Annotated in this window: 16 protein-coding genes; 11 read left to right on the forward strand and 5 right to left on the reverse strand. The window is 56.8% G+C overall.

Annotation, left to right across the window (positions count from 1 at the left end):
- Positions 1 to 222 precede the first annotated feature (222 nt).
- Positions 223 to 876, reverse strand: coding sequence for a hypothetical protein (locus FHP24_RS02860; protein ID WP_139672570.1), 654 nt, complete (start codon positions 874 to 876; stop codon positions 223 to 225).
- 330 nt (positions 877 to 1,206) lie between these two features.
- Between FHP24_RS02860 and FHP24_RS02865 the strand changes: the two genes are divergently transcribed.
- From FHP24_RS02865 to FHP24_RS02875, 3 genes are all read left to right on the forward strand, one after another.
- Complete coding sequence (locus tag FHP24_RS02865; RefSeq protein ID WP_139672572.1) at positions 1,207 to 2,025, forward strand: DUF1206 domain-containing protein; 819 nt, start codon at positions 1,207 to 1,209, stop codon at positions 2,023 to 2,025.
- 52 nt (positions 2,026 to 2,077) lie between these two features.
- On the forward strand, positions 2,078 to 2,329 hold the full coding sequence (locus tag FHP24_RS02870) for a hypothetical protein (RefSeq protein ID WP_139672575.1): 252 nt from the start codon (positions 2,078 to 2,080) through the stop codon (positions 2,327 to 2,329).
- Positions 2,330 to 2,842: 513 nt separating this feature from the next.
- The gene (locus FHP24_RS02875; protein ID WP_139672578.1) at positions 2,843 to 3,076 is read left to right on the forward strand and encodes a hypothetical protein; all 234 of its coding nucleotides are present in this window, start codon (positions 2,843 to 2,845) and stop codon (positions 3,074 to 3,076) included.
- A gap of 631 nt (positions 3,077 to 3,707) precedes the next feature.
- On the opposite strand, the gene FHP24_RS29320 is transcribed toward FHP24_RS02875, so the two are convergent.
- Positions 3,708 to 3,839 (reverse strand): hypothetical protein, encoded by a 132-nt coding sequence (locus tag FHP24_RS29320; protein ID WP_342782281.1) that lies wholly within the window; start codon positions 3,837 to 3,839, stop codon positions 3,708 to 3,710.
- A 182-nt stretch (positions 3,840 to 4,021) separates the two neighbouring features.
- On the opposite strand from FHP24_RS29320, the gene FHP24_RS02885 reads away from it, so the two are divergent.
- Together FHP24_RS02885 and FHP24_RS02890 are read left to right on the forward strand one after the other, a co-directional pair.
- Positions 4,022 to 4,810: an alpha/beta fold hydrolase gene (locus FHP24_RS02885; protein ID WP_139672581.1), complete on the forward strand. Its 789-nt coding sequence runs from the start codon at positions 4,022 to 4,024 to the stop codon at positions 4,808 to 4,810.
- A 6-nt stretch (positions 4,811 to 4,816) separates the two neighbouring features.
- Positions 4,817 to 5,938 carry a PAS domain-containing sensor histidine kinase gene (locus tag FHP24_RS02890; RefSeq protein ID WP_139672584.1) on the forward strand — a complete coding sequence of 374 codons (1,122 nt, stop codon included), beginning with the start codon at positions 4,817 to 4,819 and terminating at the stop codon, positions 5,936 to 5,938.
- A gap of 5 nt (positions 5,939 to 5,943) precedes the next feature.
- On the opposite strand, the gene FHP24_RS02895 is transcribed toward FHP24_RS02890, so the two are convergent.
- Together FHP24_RS02895 and FHP24_RS02900 are read right to left on the reverse strand one after the other, a co-directional pair.
- Positions 5,944 to 7,374, reverse strand: a complete 1,431-nt coding sequence (locus tag FHP24_RS02895) for a sensor histidine kinase (protein WP_139672588.1) — start codon at positions 7,372 to 7,374, stop codon at positions 5,944 to 5,946.
- Positions 7,375 to 7,711: 337 nt separating this feature from the next.
- Positions 7,712 to 8,137 (reverse strand): GNAT family N-acetyltransferase, encoded by a 426-nt coding sequence (locus FHP24_RS02900; RefSeq protein ID WP_139672591.1) that lies wholly within the window; start codon positions 8,135 to 8,137, stop codon positions 7,712 to 7,714.
- Between the two features lie 246 nt (positions 8,138 to 8,383).
- Between FHP24_RS02900 and FHP24_RS02905 the strand changes: the two genes are divergently transcribed.
- Genes FHP24_RS02905 through FHP24_RS02915 form a run of 3 tightly spaced genes read left to right on the forward strand, consistent with a single transcriptional unit; the run spans position 8,384 to position 10,089 of the window.
- Positions 8,384 to 9,013 carry a hypothetical protein gene (locus FHP24_RS02905; RefSeq protein ID WP_139672593.1) on the forward strand — a complete coding sequence of 210 codons (630 nt, stop codon included), beginning with the start codon at positions 8,384 to 8,386 and terminating at the stop codon, positions 9,011 to 9,013.
- 52 nt (positions 9,014 to 9,065) lie between these two features.
- Positions 9,066 to 9,800, forward strand: coding sequence for an SDR family NAD(P)-dependent oxidoreductase (locus FHP24_RS02910; protein WP_246091575.1), 735 nt, complete (start codon positions 9,066 to 9,068; stop codon positions 9,798 to 9,800).
- Between the two features lie 7 nt (positions 9,801 to 9,807).
- Complete coding sequence (locus FHP24_RS02915) at positions 9,808 to 10,089, forward strand: hypothetical protein (RefSeq protein ID WP_139672596.1); 282 nt, start codon at positions 9,808 to 9,810, stop codon at positions 10,087 to 10,089.
- A gap of 207 nt (positions 10,090 to 10,296) precedes the next feature.
- On the opposite strand, the gene FHP24_RS02920 is transcribed toward FHP24_RS02915, so the two are convergent.
- Positions 10,297 to 10,986, reverse strand: a complete 690-nt coding sequence (locus FHP24_RS02920; protein ID WP_139672599.1) for a hypothetical protein — start codon at positions 10,984 to 10,986, stop codon at positions 10,297 to 10,299.
- A gap of 52 nt (positions 10,987 to 11,038) precedes the next feature.
- Here FHP24_RS02920 and FHP24_RS02925 point away from each other — a divergent pair, with 52 nt between their 5' ends.
- From FHP24_RS02925 to FHP24_RS02935, 3 genes are all read left to right on the forward strand, one after another.
- The gene (locus FHP24_RS02925) at positions 11,039 to 11,356 is read left to right on the forward strand and encodes an ArsR/SmtB family transcription factor (protein WP_139672602.1); all 318 of its coding nucleotides are present in this window, start codon (positions 11,039 to 11,041) and stop codon (positions 11,354 to 11,356) included.
- Between the two features lie 77 nt (positions 11,357 to 11,433).
- Positions 11,434 to 14,784: a chemotaxis protein CheB gene (locus tag FHP24_RS02930; RefSeq protein ID WP_246091576.1), complete on the forward strand. Its 3,351-nt coding sequence runs from the start codon at positions 11,434 to 11,436 to the stop codon at positions 14,782 to 14,784.
- A 292-nt stretch (positions 14,785 to 15,076) separates the two neighbouring features.
- The gene (locus FHP24_RS02935) at positions 15,077 to 15,346 is read left to right on the forward strand and encodes a DUF1488 family protein (protein WP_246091577.1); all 270 of its coding nucleotides are present in this window, start codon (positions 15,077 to 15,079) and stop codon (positions 15,344 to 15,346) included.
- The last annotated feature ends 170 nt before the right edge of the window (positions 15,347 to 15,516 follow it).

The raw sequence follows: 15,516 nt of genomic DNA on the forward strand, positions 1-15,516 counted from the left end.
ATTTGCAAGGGTGGCTGCTGCCAAGTGGAGTGCGAAGCCGGATGATCTCGATGAAGCGGAACAACATCCGGATGAGGCGCTAACAGAGGATGCACCACCTTCCACGCTCGCGCTCAGCGAACCGAAAAAAGCCGTGGTTGTCATGAGCGGCGAGCGCCGTCGAGCGATAGTCTTCACCTCAACGGCGGCACCCTTAACCGCCCACGCGCTCGCCGGTTCTACCTACGACGTTCTTGGAAACAGCGGCGTGACATTGGCGCTTCCCGGCTTGTTTCTAACAGCTTCCGTTTTACGTGCCGTAGCGCTCTCTACGTCACGAAGGATCCGCGACAGTCCTTCCGCCTGCCGATAGAAGTCCGGTTTGTCCGGCATGGTAAGGTCAAACTCGTCGCTGACGCGCGCGATCAGATCCATCGCACGGGCTGCGAGGCGCGCATACCCTTCGACCCTGCGTTCGAAGAAGCCATCATGGTCGATTTTCGACAAGTCGAGGCTCTCCAGAGCGTTCTCCAGGTTCGCGACCCGGTTGGAGAACCACATAATCTCCTCACCAGTATCTGCGCCGAGCAACTGCCAGTTTGCGTCTTTGGGGAGGGAAAGGACCGGTTCAGGAAGGTGGAAGGCAAACTCGACCTGATCTGCAGGATTAAACTCCGGTCTGTCATGAACGGCCGCGTAGCAGGCTCCCACATAGTCATCGAGTGCCAGAACCGTCAGCATGGCAAGGCTGCGGGCGTCCTTTTGCTTGTGACCAGGGTTCAAAAATTTCACCAAATTGCCCGCTTTATGACTGGTCACACCGAGGGCGAAGCTTCCTGCGCCTATCAATGCGCCCAATGTCATGATGCCTTGTGTGGTGCTGAAAAAGTCCGTCACTGGATACCTCGTTGGGTAAAGCAAACTGCGGAATTGGCTGTTCATCGGACTGGCGACCGGAATCACCTGTCCAGCAGCAGAGTGAACCGGAAATCGTGAAAGACAAACCTCCACAGTTACCGGTCAACAAAATCCACAGCTTGAGAAAGATAGTTGTCACAAATAGATGTGATCTTCAGGGGGCGGGTTCAAGTGCGGATAGTGTTGCGACAGAACCGCTGGGTGCCAACGCGTCCTGGAGACAGACAGCTCCAGCTTCGCGTCAGATATTGAGCGACGCAACGAGATTCATTCCTAAGCGTTGTTGCCCTGGCAAAATCAGAGGTAACAATGTTCCGGAACATGCGCTTTGGACTTCTTGCAAAATTCGGTTACGCAGCTCGCGGCGCCGTCTTCCTGATGGTGGCTGGCCTGGCTGTTTTTTCGGGTTTCGCGGCTGGGCGACCGGAGGCAAAGTCCGCGCTGTCGGCACTGCTGGAACAGCCCTTTGGCCGCTTATGGGTTGGATCGATCGGCCTTGGACTTCTCGGCTTCGTCGCATGGCGGCTGGCGCAGTCGATTACGGATGCCGATGGGCATGGTGCCGACGGTAAGGCGATTGCCATAAGGGCGGCTCTTTTCGGCAGCGCTGTCACTTATCTCGGCCTTTCGAGCTTTGCGCTTGAACATGCCTTCACGGCGGGTGCGGGCGGTGGCGGTTCGGGCGAAAAGGACATGGCTGCATGGGTCATGTCGCAGCCATTCGGCTCCTATATGGCGATCGCGATCGGCATTGGTTTCATCGTCGGTGGCATCGTCACCGCGGCGAAAGGCGCCACGCGTGGCTTTGAGAAGTATGTTCGCGTTCCGGATAAAACAAGAATGCTCGGTTACGTCTGCATGTACGGACTGATTTCGAGAGGAATTGTCTTTGCCATCACCGGGATTTTATTCGCCTATGCTGGCTTCAGCGTCGATCCCGATCAGGCGGGAGGAATTGCCGAAGCACTGCAATGGCTCCGGCAACTTCCCTTTGGCTCGTTTCTCTACATAGTCATCGCCGTTGGCCTGGCCGCTTTTGGTATCTACAATCTGATTGCCGCAAGATATAGAATTGTGCGAGGTCCAACCATGGCTGACGTGAAGCAGGCTGCCCGATTGAAGCTTTAAGAACAGGACGCCGCTCATTGCCCAACCACCCTCAGCATTTTGGGACATTACGATGAATTCGTCAGGCATTTTCGACGTCGCTCAACTCAACTCGATCAGAGATGCACACCTGGCATGGTGCGCCGAAAACTCGGTCGATCCGAAAAGCCCACTGGGCGAACAGGCTGCTGCCTTTTTGCTGAAAGCTTTCTCCATCGAGTACAGCAGCGTTGATGATCTGGCCGCGGCGCTCGATCGTCATCTGCGCCAACGCGCGAGTGATGTCCAGATAGGATCACCGAGCATCCCGTCATCCGGCGACTAGCGTTTAGAAACACGTGCAACGACCGGACCAATGCCCCGAATGGGGAGCATATCCAGCCCCATCACGACCACCCGCGGCAAGCCGGGATCCGGCACCGTTAGCAGCACCTTGGGCCGCGTTATTCGGCCCTAGACGGCTCGACCCGCCAATTCTGGCTTTCGATTGCAGGTTGTCTCGCCCTCGTTTCGTTGCAGTGTTTTCCATCTGTCGTTCCCACGCTGCGGGCGAGATAAGGCCATTACCGAGAGCAACATTTCCGTGACACTAAAATCTATATTTTCCAAACACTTCCTTCAAAGTCCTAATCCTTTTTCGAATGCATTGACCGTTCCTCGCCGCAGCGCAAATTTTTCACTGAACTGTCCGATGATAACTTGGAGGGAAAGAAACATGCGCGTCAACTGGCGTGACAATGCGATGTTTTACCCAGAATAAAAGCGGATAATCGATCCGAGCTACTTCCCAAGGTCAATGAACTCCCCATGTCAAAGGGAACGGATGGGGAGATCGTGGATGCCAAAATATTTCCTGCATATAAAAGATGGGAAAGAAGCGGAAATTGATATCGAGGCTCAAAACGCCCACGATGCCATGAATACGGGACTGAACGCTTTGAGCAAATTTGCATGCAAGGCTTTTCCGCCTCCCGAGAATGTAGCGATCTCGATCAGTGATGCGGATCGCAAGCCGGTTGGTACTCTGGAGTTCGTGTTCAAGATTGATTACGCTCCAGGTGTTCGGATCTGAGCATCCAGAGGATCAAAAAGACGAACTGGGGTGTTTGCGCCAACCGATGAAAAATCGGTGAGACCGTCTCCGACCCTGTGGCTGGCGCAGTTGTCGCGGCTGGAAGTTTCACACCACGAGGTACCGTTGGATCAGGCGTCCTGCATGGTTTCTGCCTTGAGGCAGCCAACGACCGAATTCCAGATCACCTGGGTCTGCAGGCCGCCTCGAAATCACCTCGCCAGGCTCGACGCGAACGGTTCGATGAAATTTCCTGGCGCAGGATGAACACTCCGCCCGCAGGTCTTCTGATCAGGTTGCACAGCTGCCAGCTGCCAGCATCCCGGGCTGACGCGACCTGTCTTGATCCGGTGGTCCCTCCGCCCTCAGGCAGACAATTTCAGACAGGAGCCATCACGAGGCCAGGCGGTGGAGAAGCCTGGCCCGAGCCGGCTATTCGGCCGTCAAGATAGCGCAGCGCGTTCTGAAGACCTCTCATCGTCTCGATCGCGCCGATTGCTCCTGCGAAATCCTCGGAGATTTGCTTGAGGTTCCTGTGAGGAACACGAACGGGATGTCGCGAGAGGAGAGACGGCGACCGATATCGACCCCGGTCGGCCCGTCGAGAAGCTGGATGTCGACGAAAGGGAGATCAGGCGCGTCTGTTGTCGATGAGCTCATAGGCCGTCTTGCTGGACATAGCCTGCCCCGTCACTTCGTGGCCGGGCGCCTCTATCTCGCTCTCGAGTTCCAGCGCGAGCAGCGCCTCGTCTTCGACGATCATGATCCGCAATTTCGATCCTCGCTTCCTTCGCTCAGGGCCTTAATGTACCGGAGCAAGATCGACATCGTCTAACTGCCGATTACACAAGGGTTTTCTTGCAGTGGCGAGCGAGATAGACCAGCCTTTGAAACTCGCATAGGGTGCCCTCAAGCACCTATGCCCCTGCAGAAGAATATCGTGACATGTCAGCCGTCAGCAGAAACAACGCAAGAATATCCGGTTCGGGCGAACGCCAAATACTTTTTGCCCACGGTTTCGGATGTGATCAGGCGATGTGGAGGTTTGTAGCCCCCGCTTTTGAGGGCGATTTCAAGGTGGTTTTGATGGATCACGTCGGAGCGGGTGGTTCTGACATCTCTGCCTATGATAGCGCGAAATATGCTTCCCTTGATGGCTATGCCGACGACATTGTCGAACTCGGTCGCGAACTTGGCATACACGACGGGATATTGGTCGGGCATTCCGTGAGCGCAATGATCGGAGTGCTGGCATCGATAAAGGCACCTGAACTCTTCGACACGCTGATCCTTGTCGGCCCATCTCCCCGATATATCGACGATACCGACTACACTGGCGGCTTTGGCGCTTCGGATATCGAGGAGTTGCTCGCATCGTTTGCAGACAACCCTCTCGCGTGGTCTGCCGCCATGGCGCCTGCGATCATGGGTAACAGGGATCGCCCGGAACTGGGCCAGGAACTCACAGCGAGTTTCTGCCGCACTGACCCAAAGATCGCTCAGGAATTTGCGCGCGCGACGTTTACCAGCGATAATCGGGCCGACTTGCCAAAGGTCAAGGCACGGACCCTGATCCTCCAGTGCCGCGACGACATTATAGCAGGGCAGACTGTTGGCGAGTATGTTCGTGACAAGATTGGCGGCAGCAGGCTCGTCCTTCTTGATGCCACCGGCCACTGCCCCAATCTGAGCGCTCCCGACGAGGTCGTGCGAGCGATGCGGGCATTTGTTTGAACGCCGATGACAGAGCAAATATCGGAATACGACTACCAGGAACTTTTCGACAATGCCCCGTGCGGATACGTTTTGGTCAGAACCGACGGGATAATCCTCAGGGCAAATGGCTGGTTGACCACTCTGCTGGGATACCAGTGGGGAAGTCTTGATGGGACGCGGTTTCGCGACATTCTCAGCATGGCCAGTCGGATACTGTATGAGACAAACCTCGCGCCGCTTCTAACGCTCCAAGACCACATCGGTGAAGTGACACTCGATCTCAAGCGAAGAGACGGGTCCACCACGCCCGTCATCATGGGAGCATCGGCTGTTTCCGCGTCTTCTGATCAACCCGGTACGATACGCATCGCGTTCGTTCAGGCGGGAGAGCGTCGCCTATACGAGCGGGAGCTCGCCAGCGCCAGAGACGATGCCGAGCGTGGTCTGCAACGAGAGAAGCGAGACGGGAAACTTCGAGAGCAGTTTGTCGCGGTCCTCGGCCATGACCTTCGAAACCCGCTGGCGTCCATCGCTGCTGCGACACGCATTCTCGAAAAGGAAGCCCTGAGCGAGCGCGGCAGACAGGTGGTCGGTCTGATGAAGGGAAGCACGTCGAGGATGTCGGGACTGATCGACAATGTGCTGGATTTCGCCCGCACCCGTCTCGGCGGTGGCATTGGGATCGAACTTCGAGATGAACACGCGCTCGAACCGCTCATCGAGCAGGTCGTGGAAGAACTCAGAGCGGCCAACCCCGCGCGCGAGGTGCAGGCCACCTATTCCACAATCGGTCCTGTCCGATGCGACAGCGGCAGGATTGGGCAACTCGTATCAAACCTTCTCGGCAACGCCCTCAGCCATGGTGATGCGCTGAAGCCGGTTAGCCTGCGCGCTGAGACAGGCGACGACGGCACATTCCGCCTCTGGGTCGTGAACGGTGGATCGCCGATCCCGCTGGAGGTCATGGAGACGCTGTTCCATCCATTTGTGCGCGGTCAGGCCCACGGAACTGCTGAGGGCCTCGGACTTGGACTTTACATAGCCCAGGAGATCGCCAAGGCACATGGCGGAACACTGACGGTAACGTCAACGGAGACCGAAACCCGGTTCACCTGTGAGATACCCGGAAAAGCGGCAAGTATCTGACGGCTTCAATGCGCCCATCGATTACCCTGGCGGCTCACCTGATGGGTTTCGATGCTCGATAGCGACGCTTGGAAACCCAATCTCAGGCCACTGTGGGCATAATCAAGCTCCACGGTGCCAAGACTGCCGAGTGTTGAACGGATTAGCTTTGACCCGAAACCTACCCGCTCCGGCGCAATGACGGGCGGACCACCATTTTCCTGCCAGGTGAACGAGAACTCGTTTTCGCCGCTGGCTGATCTGGATACCTGCCAGTGGACGGTGACATGGCCTGTCGGATCGGACAGCGCACCATATTTCACCGCGTTCGTGAGCAGTTCGTGGATCACCAGGCTGAACGACAGAGCTGCCTGAGGCGCCAGGGTAACGGTTGGGCCGGACAGGACGATGCGATCCCCCTCTTCCATCCCGACATTTCCAGCCGTCATCTGCACGATGTCGTGGACCGATGCGCTGACCCAATCCGATTGCATAAGCACATCATGAGCCTTCGACAAGGCGCCAAGCCGGGCCTGAAGCTTCCGCCCCGCGTCATCGAGGCTTGCCGCGTTGCGCATTGACTGGAAGGCGATGGACTGGACCACGGCCAATGTGTTTTTGACACGATGGGCCAGCTCGTGCATGAGCAGCCTTTGTGTCTCCTGCGCGGTCTTGGTTGCGGTGATGTCTCGGGATACGGAAAGAATGCGATCCGGCTTACCGTCGGGGCCGAGCATTGGGGACACCTGAACGTCCCACCATTTGCCAGTGCCCTTCAGGGTATTCGCGAAACCAACGAAGCGGGCGCTTTCCCCTGCCCTCGCGGCCGCCACGGCCGCTTTGGCAGCGGCGTTGCCTTCGAGCTGCCAGAAGTCTGGCCAGGGACACCCGGCAATCTTGTTGAAGTCGTCGACCTCCATGACACGCATCCCGCCTTCGGACATGAAGGTGAGATTTGCGTCGAGATCAAGAACCTTGATACAGTCGTCGGAGGAATAAAGGACCCGGCGCATAAACTCCGCGTCGGCGCGGTGCTTCTCTTCCTCCTGCCGTTGTCTTGTACGGTCACGCAGCACCTTGATGAAGCCGCGGACCTCGCCTGCTTCGTCGCGCAGCGTCATCATTTCGCCAGATGCCCAGAACCTCGTCCCGTCTTTTCTCAAGTGCCAGCGCTCGTCGTTGCCTCGGCCGTTTTCGAGTGCGGAAGCCATCTCTTTGGCGGGGACTTCTTTCGCTCTGTCTTGCGGGGTGAAAAAGATATCGGCAGGTTTGCCGTTCATCTCTTCCTCGCTCCAACCGAGGATAAGGCGAGCGCCCTCGTTCCACGTTACGACGACACCTTCGCGATCCATTGATATAATCGCGAAATCGATGGCGCTATCGACGATGGCGGCGAGCAATTGCTCCTTGGACATTCCCACAGAATTCAGCGTCATCGCGGCTTTCCTGGCGGCCATGGTCTTTCGAAAAAGCGAACTGTGAAAATTTCATTACTGTCGCCGCGACCTGTAATACCGCTGTTCATCGTTCAACCCGTATCGGGTTTGTCCGCTCATACATAGAGGTGTCGCGCGTCGTTACCAGCCCGTCAGACCTGATCGACGCGCGGAAATACCAATGCACAAGATCGTCCTGTCCAAGGACCGTAGGGAAAAAGCCGCCATTCTACCGGGGACGATGGCAAACGGAAAACTCATGCTCATTGCCTGCGTCATACGCAGGACAACACAGCGGCTGGATCGCTAGCCTCAATAGCACCGATATCGATCGGGACACCCGCAAGATCCAGGCAGATCATCTCTTTACGAGAAAGGACATTCCGACAGATTTGGGCGCTGTGGGCTTGAATCCGAACTGTTCATAAAGCTTGTTCGCAGGAACATCAGCGATCAGACTGACGTAAGCGGTCGCTGGGAGTGTTCGCTCAACATAGCTCATGATCGAGGACATGATAGCCTTTCCAAGGCCCCGACCCTGATGGACCGGATCGACAGCGATATCTGTCACCTGAAAAAAGCAACCACCGTCGCCCACCAACCGACCCATTCCCACAGCTACTCCGCAGTGACGGACAATGACGGAATAAAGCGTGCCTTTCAGCCCTGTTTCGGCAGCCTCTCTCGCAAACGGGGTTAGCCCGGATATCGTGCGCAGCCGCAGATAGGTTTCGACGTCAGGGGTCTGGGATTCGATTGAATAGCTCTCATCGGTGAGTGTCATAGGGATCCTCTCTCCAATCCGCGTCGCCATAACCGCGGGCTTGGTACCACAAGCCGCATGCCTACTTTCCTTCATCCGGGCGATCGAACAAGTCAACGTGTTGAGGAGCGTAGACATCTGTCCGGGCTTGAGCGGACAATGAAGGATGCGTGGCGCTCGCGCTCTGTTCATTGAATGTCGGGCGATCTGGCATTTCCAGACAACGGGCAAGTTGATCTTTAAGGCTGCAGGGCCCATCTATCCGGAATGCCAAAAGCCGGACAGACAGACATCGAACTGCTTAAAACGTGGACGCTGTCGCCTGCGGCAACACTTGGATCGTCCGTCAGAGCCAAGGGGATTTTGCAAGAGATCCAGGCCAGGATGCCGACCGCTTCAAAGAAGTCGCTGGTACTGGACGGCAGCGATCTCATTCTTGCGATGCCCGCCAGCGAAAAGGCGTCTTTTGCCGCAGCCGTCGCGATTGCCTCCAAGGTGATGGATGAGGTCGAAACCCTCCCCGTCATTCCTCGTGAGATACAGGATATCCTCACCATCAAGACAAGCGAGCGTCATAGGTGGCTCGCGGATGGGCGTTTACCGAGTGCTGGGACGCGAACTGTCCGGTTGAACGGCCGCGCCCGCAGGATCACCTTCCACGTTTTTGATCCCAAAGTCGTGGAGGATCTTCTCGACCGGGGCATTGTCGACGAATGGCGGGAGGAAGACGCAGAGGCAAAAGCCGAAAAAAGGCGGCGAGCTGCCTACCAGGCAAAGCTGACGCGGTCTTTGAAGAAGGCGCAGAAGGCCTCGAAAAAGGCGAAACGTGATACCGAGGATGCAGCCCCGACCTTGCGAGGCTGGGACGAGTTCGACGTCGACGGGCTTCTTCGATAGCACCGCAATGAGAGGTGCCGCCCTGCTTTTAGACTTCAGTGACTGAACCTTTATGGACTCCAACTGGGCTAATCGGATGGACAGTTCGACTGATACTATCGTTCCGTCCTTGCCGACCGGGTTTCGGGCGGTTGTCATCGGCGCGAGCGGCGGGATTGGATCTGCAATTTGCGATCATCTAAGGACCGATCCGCACATCGGCGATCTTGTTGAACTGTCCCGAGATCGCAATGGTTTTGATCTTCTTGATGAGACGACGATCGCTGCAGCCGCCGGGCTGTTGTCGGCAAAGAGATTACATTTGCTTGTCTGCGCAACTGGCGTCCTTACTGTCGGCGACCACGGGCCAGAAAAGTCGCTTCGGGACATCGACCCCGCGACCATGCTGCTTCAGTTTCGCACGAACGCGGTCGGTCCTGCCCTCGTGGCAAAACATTTTCTCCCACTGCTCGACAGGCGGGACCGGTCCATTGCGCTCTTTCTTTCCGCTCGGGTTGGATCGATTGGAGATAATCGGCTCGGCGGGTGGATCTCCTACCGCTCATCCAAGGCTGCCCTCAACCAGATCGTAAAAACAGCGTCGATCGAGCTGTCGCGAACGCACCCTCAGGCGGTCATCGCCGCCGTTCATCCAGGAACCGTGCGAACCCGGCTGTCAGATCCCTACGCCGCCCGGCATCCGACGATCAGCTCGGAGCAGGCAGCAGCTTTTATCCTGCACGCGGCCGATGGCCTTGATAAGACGGGCAGCTTCATCGCCTACGATGGCCGCGAGATTGAATGGTGACGAAGGAATGGCGATGACCCTTGGAGACTTGATCGATCTCTACCGTCCCTGCCTGCTTGACGGGACGGTCGGAGTGCAGCGGAGCTGGGAGGATACAGTCAAATACACGCTGAAGATCTTTCCACGCGACACGCCTTTAAGGGCATTTGACCTCGATCGCCTTGCTGCCGAGATGGGAGCTTCCGGGATGAACCCAGCCTTCGTCAATGGCTACGTTGATCGCTGGCGACGCCTGATTGACCAGGCAGATGAGCTGATGGCGTCCCACAAAGCGGATTTCAAAGACTAGGATCTGGACCGCATAAGAAAAATTCCCTGCCCTTTATTTTGGGCAGACGCGCTCAGGCGACCTCAGATATTCACAGTGCTGAAATTTTCTCCACGACCGCCTCGTCTTTGCCGTCCAATGGGTGCCCAGCTCGTCCTGCGGCACCTGGAGTTGGCCAGCGGAATGGTGCGGCCCCGCTTACCTCGTTTTTGCAAAATATCGAGATGACTAACCCGAAACCAAATTCGATGCCGATTTGAGATACCGGATTGCGAGAAGGTTTCCCCGTTCCTGCGCCAGAGACAAGGCTGCATCGCAGTAAGCTTTGAATGGATCCGACCCGTCGAGAAAAAACGCTTCCTTCTTTTCGATGACAATGCCGCTAAAGAAGGAGGCAAGGCCGTCCTCGTTTCGCAGGCAGCAACCAATCAATGCGATATCGCGATGAATGCTGTCATGATGCGTGGCATATTCCAGCGAGCACCTTTCGCCTGTTGAGATAGCGTCACTCAAGCCCCGTGCGACGACGGGCTGATCTTTTGCGTCGATGCAAGACAGCACATTTTCGACACCAAGACCAGCAGACAGATCTTCAAGGCTCAAACCGTGAAGAGCTGCAAAAAGGCTATCGCCGTGAAACAGATTGCCTGACACGAACCAGGTGAAAAATCCCATTTCCGGGATCACCAGACGAACTTTTTCAGCTCGGACATTCGGACCGTTCGCGGGGATTTCCTCAAGCAAGCCTCGGCTGACGCCTAGGTTTGCCCTGACATCGACCAGCAGGCCGGCGATTTCGGAGACAAGAACCTTCGTGCGCTCCGCTTGCTGCATCTGACTGACCTTTCTCGGCGCCATTTGTAGACATTGGTAAATTAGTATAGCGTGCCTTGCGCACATTAAAAGAGCGTTGACCAAGCACGACTGCAACCATGCTGGTCCCGGTTCCATTTGATGCAAGGAGGGGCATATGGCGCGCGATTTCAAATTCGACGCCGACCAGGCCGCCGCTCTGTTAGGCCTTCTTGCCAATGCGCATCGCCTGGAGGTTCTGGGACGGATTACCAGGCAGGAATGGAGCGTTTCAGCGCTCGCAGAAGAGGTCAATCTGAGCCAGTCTGCCTTATCGCAGCATCTCAGCAAATTTCGACAGGCCGATGTCGTCGAGATACGCAGAGACGCTCAGACTATCTACTATTCCTGCTCTGCGGACGCCATCCTCAAGGTTTTGGCAACGCTCGATGAAATTTCCCACAAAAATTCTTCAGAGGCCAAGACGGTCGCCTAGCATCTCTCTGGTCACGCTTATACTCTCATCACGAGAACCGCATATTCGGTCGATTGTATGATGATGGCAGCAGCGAAATGACTGATTTCAGTGAGTTTGGATTATCCACCGCACAGAACTTCATACCGATATGCGCGATCGGTGCATCGGCGGGCGGCGTAGAGGTACTACAAAGTCTTTTCCGCCAGATCCCCCCTGATCTTGGCCTGGCCTATGTCGTCATTGTTCACCTTTCGCCCGACGAGCCGAGCGCACTTTCCGAAATCCTCTCGGTATGCACGTCCATGCCGGTCCATCAGGTGGACAGCCATCTGGAACTGTCGGCCAACTGCGTTTACGTCATTTCTCCTGATCATGAGCTTGTGATCGAGGGCGACAGCATCCTGGCGCGTCATTTTGCCGAGCCTCGGGGCAGACGCGCGCCGATCGACATGTTCTTTCGCTCCATCGCGTCCGCTCGTGGAGACGGGGTCGCCATCGTGCTATCGGGCGCCGGCTCGGACGGGGCACTTGGCGTGACCGCTGTCAAGGAAGCCGGCGGCGTTATCATGGTGCAGGACCCCTCTGAGGCCGGCTTTCCATCGATGCCGCAAAATGCGATTGCGACGGGCGCCGCGGACTTTGTCGCGCCGATCTCCCGGCTGGCCGGGTATCTTGCCGAGGTTGCACGCAGCAAGGATGCCGTTCGCTCCCTCGACATGGCAGGATCGGCCAATGATCTCAGGCGCATCGTCGCGCTTTTGCGCTCTCGCGTTGGTCATGATTTTTCCGCCTACAAGCGTGCCACCGTCATGCGCCGTGTTATCCGGCGCATGCAGGTCTGCAGGGCCAAAAGCCTGGCCGACTATGCCGATTATCTGACGACGACGCCGGAAGAAGCCCAGAACCTTTTTTCGGATCTGCTGATATCGGTTACGATGTTTTTTCGTGATGAACACGCCTTTGAGGCCCTGGCTCGCCAGGCCATACGACCGCTGATCACCGCCTTTGAGGCGGAGAGCGACGACAGCCTGCGTGTCTGGGTGGTCGGTTGCGCGACTGGCGAGGAGGCCTACAGCATTGCGATCCTGCTGCATGAGGAAATGGCACGGCAGGACGTCAAAATTCCACTGCAGATTTTCGCGACCGATCTCGACGAAGCAGCGCTGGCACTGGCAAGGGAAGGACGTTATCCGCGTGCCATCGATGCCGATGTATCACAGGAAAGGCTCGCCAGGTTCTTCATTGATGAGGGCACGCACTTCCGCGTCCGCAAGGAGCTTCGCGAGAGCGTGCTGTTTGCGAAACATAGCGTCCTGAAGGAGCCGCCGTTCATGCGGCTCGACCTGATTACCTGCCGCAATTTGCTGATCTATCTTGAGCGCGCCCTTCAGGCTCAGGTGTGTTCGCTGTTCCAATACGGGTTGCGCACCGGGCGATACCTTTTTTTGGGGTCGGCGGAAACTGTCGATGTGGCAACCGACCTGTTTGCGACTGTCGACAGGCAGGCCCGGATTTATACCTCCCGTCCCCAAAATGGCCATTTGCTGCCGATCCTGCCGCAGTTCGCCGCGCCAGAGCAGCCTGCGAACTACAGCCGGCCCGTTTCCATTGTCGCGGAACGCGCCGCGGTTCCGGCTGCTGTGCATGTAGCGGCGCTGGAGCAACATGCGCCAGCAAGCGCATTGGTCGATGATGGTCAAAACATCCTGCATCTGTCGCCGACCGCGGGTCGTTTCATCCTCCATTCCGCAGGACCCGTGTCGATGTCCCTGACATCGGTGGTGAGACCCGAATTGCGGCTTGATCTGGGAATTGCGCTTGCCCGCGCGCTTGAGATGGGGGAGCCGAGCGTTACACTTCCGACCGTAGTCACCTTCGACCAGGGCAGGAGGCGGGTTTCTCTTCAGGTTACACCATTGTCGAGCGACGGCGGCAAGGCATCGCAGGCGCTGGTGTTTTTCATGGACGGCGGGATCGTTGTGGAAAGCGATGAACCTGAGCAAGCGTCCGACACTCGTACAGGCGAGGTGCGACGCGTTTATGCCGAGTTGCGGGCTTCGCAAGAGGCGCTGCTGATGAGCCGCAACGGGCACGACGCCCTGGTGCAGGAACTTCGTGCTGCCAATGAGGAGCTGCAGTCGATGAATGAGGAGTATCGGTCAACGGCCGAGGAACTCGAGACATCGAAAGAAGAGCTGCAATCGATCAACGAGGAACTGCATACGGTCAATGCCGAGCTGAAAAGTAAGTTGGACAGCATTTCAGCGGCACATAGCGACCTTCAAAACCTGTCGGCCGCCACCGAGATCGGTACCCTGTTTCTCGACCCCGACCTGCGCATCCGCATGTTTACAGCCCCTGTTGCGGAACTATTTAACGTGACGCGCCATGACATTGGCCGCGCCATCACAGACTTCACCCATCAGCTTGACTACGACACGATTGATGATGACGCCCGCAAGGTTTTGAGGGAACTTGTTCCCATCGAGCGTGAAGTCACCAGCCGGCTGGGACGAGAATTTTCCATGCGACTGCGGCCATATCGAACCGTGGAAGACCGGATCGACGGCACAGTCGTCACCTTTGTGGACGTCTCCGAGAGGGCACGCGTCGAAGCCGCGTTGAGACAAACCCAGGACCGGCTGCGTCAGTTCGGTGAGGCATCCCAGGATATTCTCTGGATCAGGGACGCTGAGACGTTTCAGTGGTCTTACCTTACCCCCGCATTCGAGGAGATCTACGGACTTGATCGTGAAGCTGCACTACGGGGCGACAATATGATCGGCTGGCTTGAGCTGATTGTCCCGGAAGATCGGGACGTGGCTGCAGAAAATCTGCAACGTGTTCGAAACGGTGAGTGGGTGACCTTCGAGTACCGCATACAGCGGCCGGAGGATGGCGGGATTCGCTGGCTGAGGAATACGGATTTCCCGATTAAGAATGCTCAGGGCGACGTCGTGCATATCGGCGGCATCGGCCATGACATTACTGAGATCAAGCATGTTGAAGAAGAGCTTGCTAAGGCGGAAATTCGCCAGCGGGCTCTTCTGGAGGGGATCCCACAACTTGTGTGGCGCGCGGTCGAGGGTGGAAAACTGACATGGTCCGGTCCGCAATGGACGGCGTTTACCGGACAGGCCGAAACCGAAAGCCACGGGATGGGCTGGCTGGATCCGGTGCATCCCGAGGACCGCAATGCGGCGCTGATGAACTGGTCAAAGGCAGTCGAGACGGGTGGGTTCGAGGTCGAGTATCGCATCCGACAGGCAGTCACGAATGCGTATCGCTGGTTTCACACGCGCGCGACACCTGTGCGTGACGCGCGCGGCGTCATCATCGAATGGCTTGGGACCTCGACCGATGTCGAGGACCTTCGCAGTTTGCAGGCGCGGCAGGAAGCGCTCGTGAATGAGCTTCGACGAAAAGCCGGGGACCTGATCGAGTAAGCGACATGATGTCCGGCCTGGGCATTTATTCACAGTGTGTCGTTCGCCGAAAAACGAACCCAATGCACGACCTGAGCTTGCAATCTCAAAAAATGGCACGACTTATCGTTTTAAGGCAGCTCATCTTCAGGGCGTTGTCATAGGGACCCTCAATCCCTGCCCCAACAAAGGAGGACGACATGTCTTCCGATCGACACAGGCCATATTCTGGTTCCTGCGAGCTTATCCATATCGACTATTTGATGAGTGCGACTGCCAAACCCAGCGCCGTGACCAGTCACGACGGCGGGCAATGATGGGCATTTCCTTTCCCAACGTGAGCCGCAGCTTTGATGAGAAAAATCGTTGCGTCCGCTTTACCGGCTACGACGGGATGTTCGAGATCAAATTTTTCGTCGCCAGCGAAGTTCTTTCCAGCGAGACACCTCACCACACGGCAAACGAGGCGGATCTTCTGGCATCTTTCGACGCTTTGCGAGCGAGAATCCTGAAGGCGGCGGTTCTGGCTTACAAGAAGTCGAAAAGCAGCGCCATTACTCTGGACCTTGGCCACTTTCGCTAAGTGGTCATCATCGAAACTCCATGAGTGCCGGGGCTAAGCTACGATAGAATAGCCGCGGGTGCAGCGGCGTTCCCAGCCTTTTGAATTTCTTACAAAATCGTTTTTGACAGCACAGGAGCCAATACCAGTACACCGATCTCAGGTCACCTCGATCTTAGCGGCGAGATCAA

Source organism: Aliirhizobium smilacinae (genome assembly GCF_006335145.1).
Taxonomy (GTDB): Bacteria; Pseudomonadota; Alphaproteobacteria; order Rhizobiales; family Rhizobiaceae; genus Neorhizobium; species Neorhizobium smilacinae.

What these genes read in the sequence shown, in the direction of transcription:
- FHP24_RS02890 (WP_139672584.1), top strand. Translation starts at nt 4,817, where the DNA reads ATGACAGAGCAAATATCGGAATACGACTACCAGGAACTTTTCGACAAT.
- FHP24_RS02935 (WP_246091577.1), top strand. Translation starts at nt 15,077, where the DNA reads ATGATGGGCATTTCCTTTCCCAACGTGAGCCGCAGCTTTGATGAGAAA.
- FHP24_RS02865 (WP_139672572.1), top strand. Translation starts at nt 1,207, where the DNA reads ATGTTCCGGAACATGCGCTTTGGACTTCTTGCAAAATTCGGTTACGCA.
- FHP24_RS02870 (WP_139672575.1), top strand. Translation starts at nt 2,078, where the DNA reads ATGAATTCGTCAGGCATTTTCGACGTCGCTCAACTCAACTCGATCAGA.
- FHP24_RS02900 (WP_139672591.1), bottom strand. Translation starts at nt 8,137, where the DNA reads ATGACACTCACCGATGAGAGCTATTCAATCGAATCCCAGACCCCTGAC.
- FHP24_RS02885 (WP_139672581.1), top strand. Translation starts at nt 4,022, where the DNA reads ATGTCAGCCGTCAGCAGAAACAACGCAAGAATATCCGGTTCGGGCGAA.
- FHP24_RS02895 (WP_139672588.1), bottom strand. Translation starts at nt 7,374, where the DNA reads ATGGCCGCCAGGAAAGCCGCGATGACGCTGAATTCTGTGGGAATGTCC.
- FHP24_RS02905 (WP_139672593.1), top strand. Translation starts at nt 8,384, where the DNA reads ATGCCAAAAGCCGGACAGACAGACATCGAACTGCTTAAAACGTGGACG.
- FHP24_RS29320 (WP_342782281.1), bottom strand. Translation starts at nt 3,839, where the DNA reads ATGATCGTCGAAGACGAGGCGCTGCTCGCGCTGGAACTCGAGAGCGAG.
- FHP24_RS02930 (WP_246091576.1), top strand. Translation starts at nt 11,434, where the DNA reads ATGACTGATTTCAGTGAGTTTGGATTATCCACCGCACAGAACTTCATA.
- FHP24_RS02910 (WP_246091575.1), top strand. Translation starts at nt 9,066, where the DNA reads ATGGACTCCAACTGGGCTAATCGGATGGACAGTTCGACTGATACTATC.
- FHP24_RS02915 (WP_139672596.1), top strand. Translation starts at nt 9,808, where the DNA reads ATGGCGATGACCCTTGGAGACTTGATCGATCTCTACCGTCCCTGCCTG.
- FHP24_RS02875 (WP_139672578.1), top strand. Translation starts at nt 2,843, where the DNA reads ATGCCAAAATATTTCCTGCATATAAAAGATGGGAAAGAAGCGGAAATT.
- FHP24_RS02925 (WP_139672602.1), top strand. Translation starts at nt 11,039, where the DNA reads ATGGCGCGCGATTTCAAATTCGACGCCGACCAGGCCGCCGCTCTGTTA.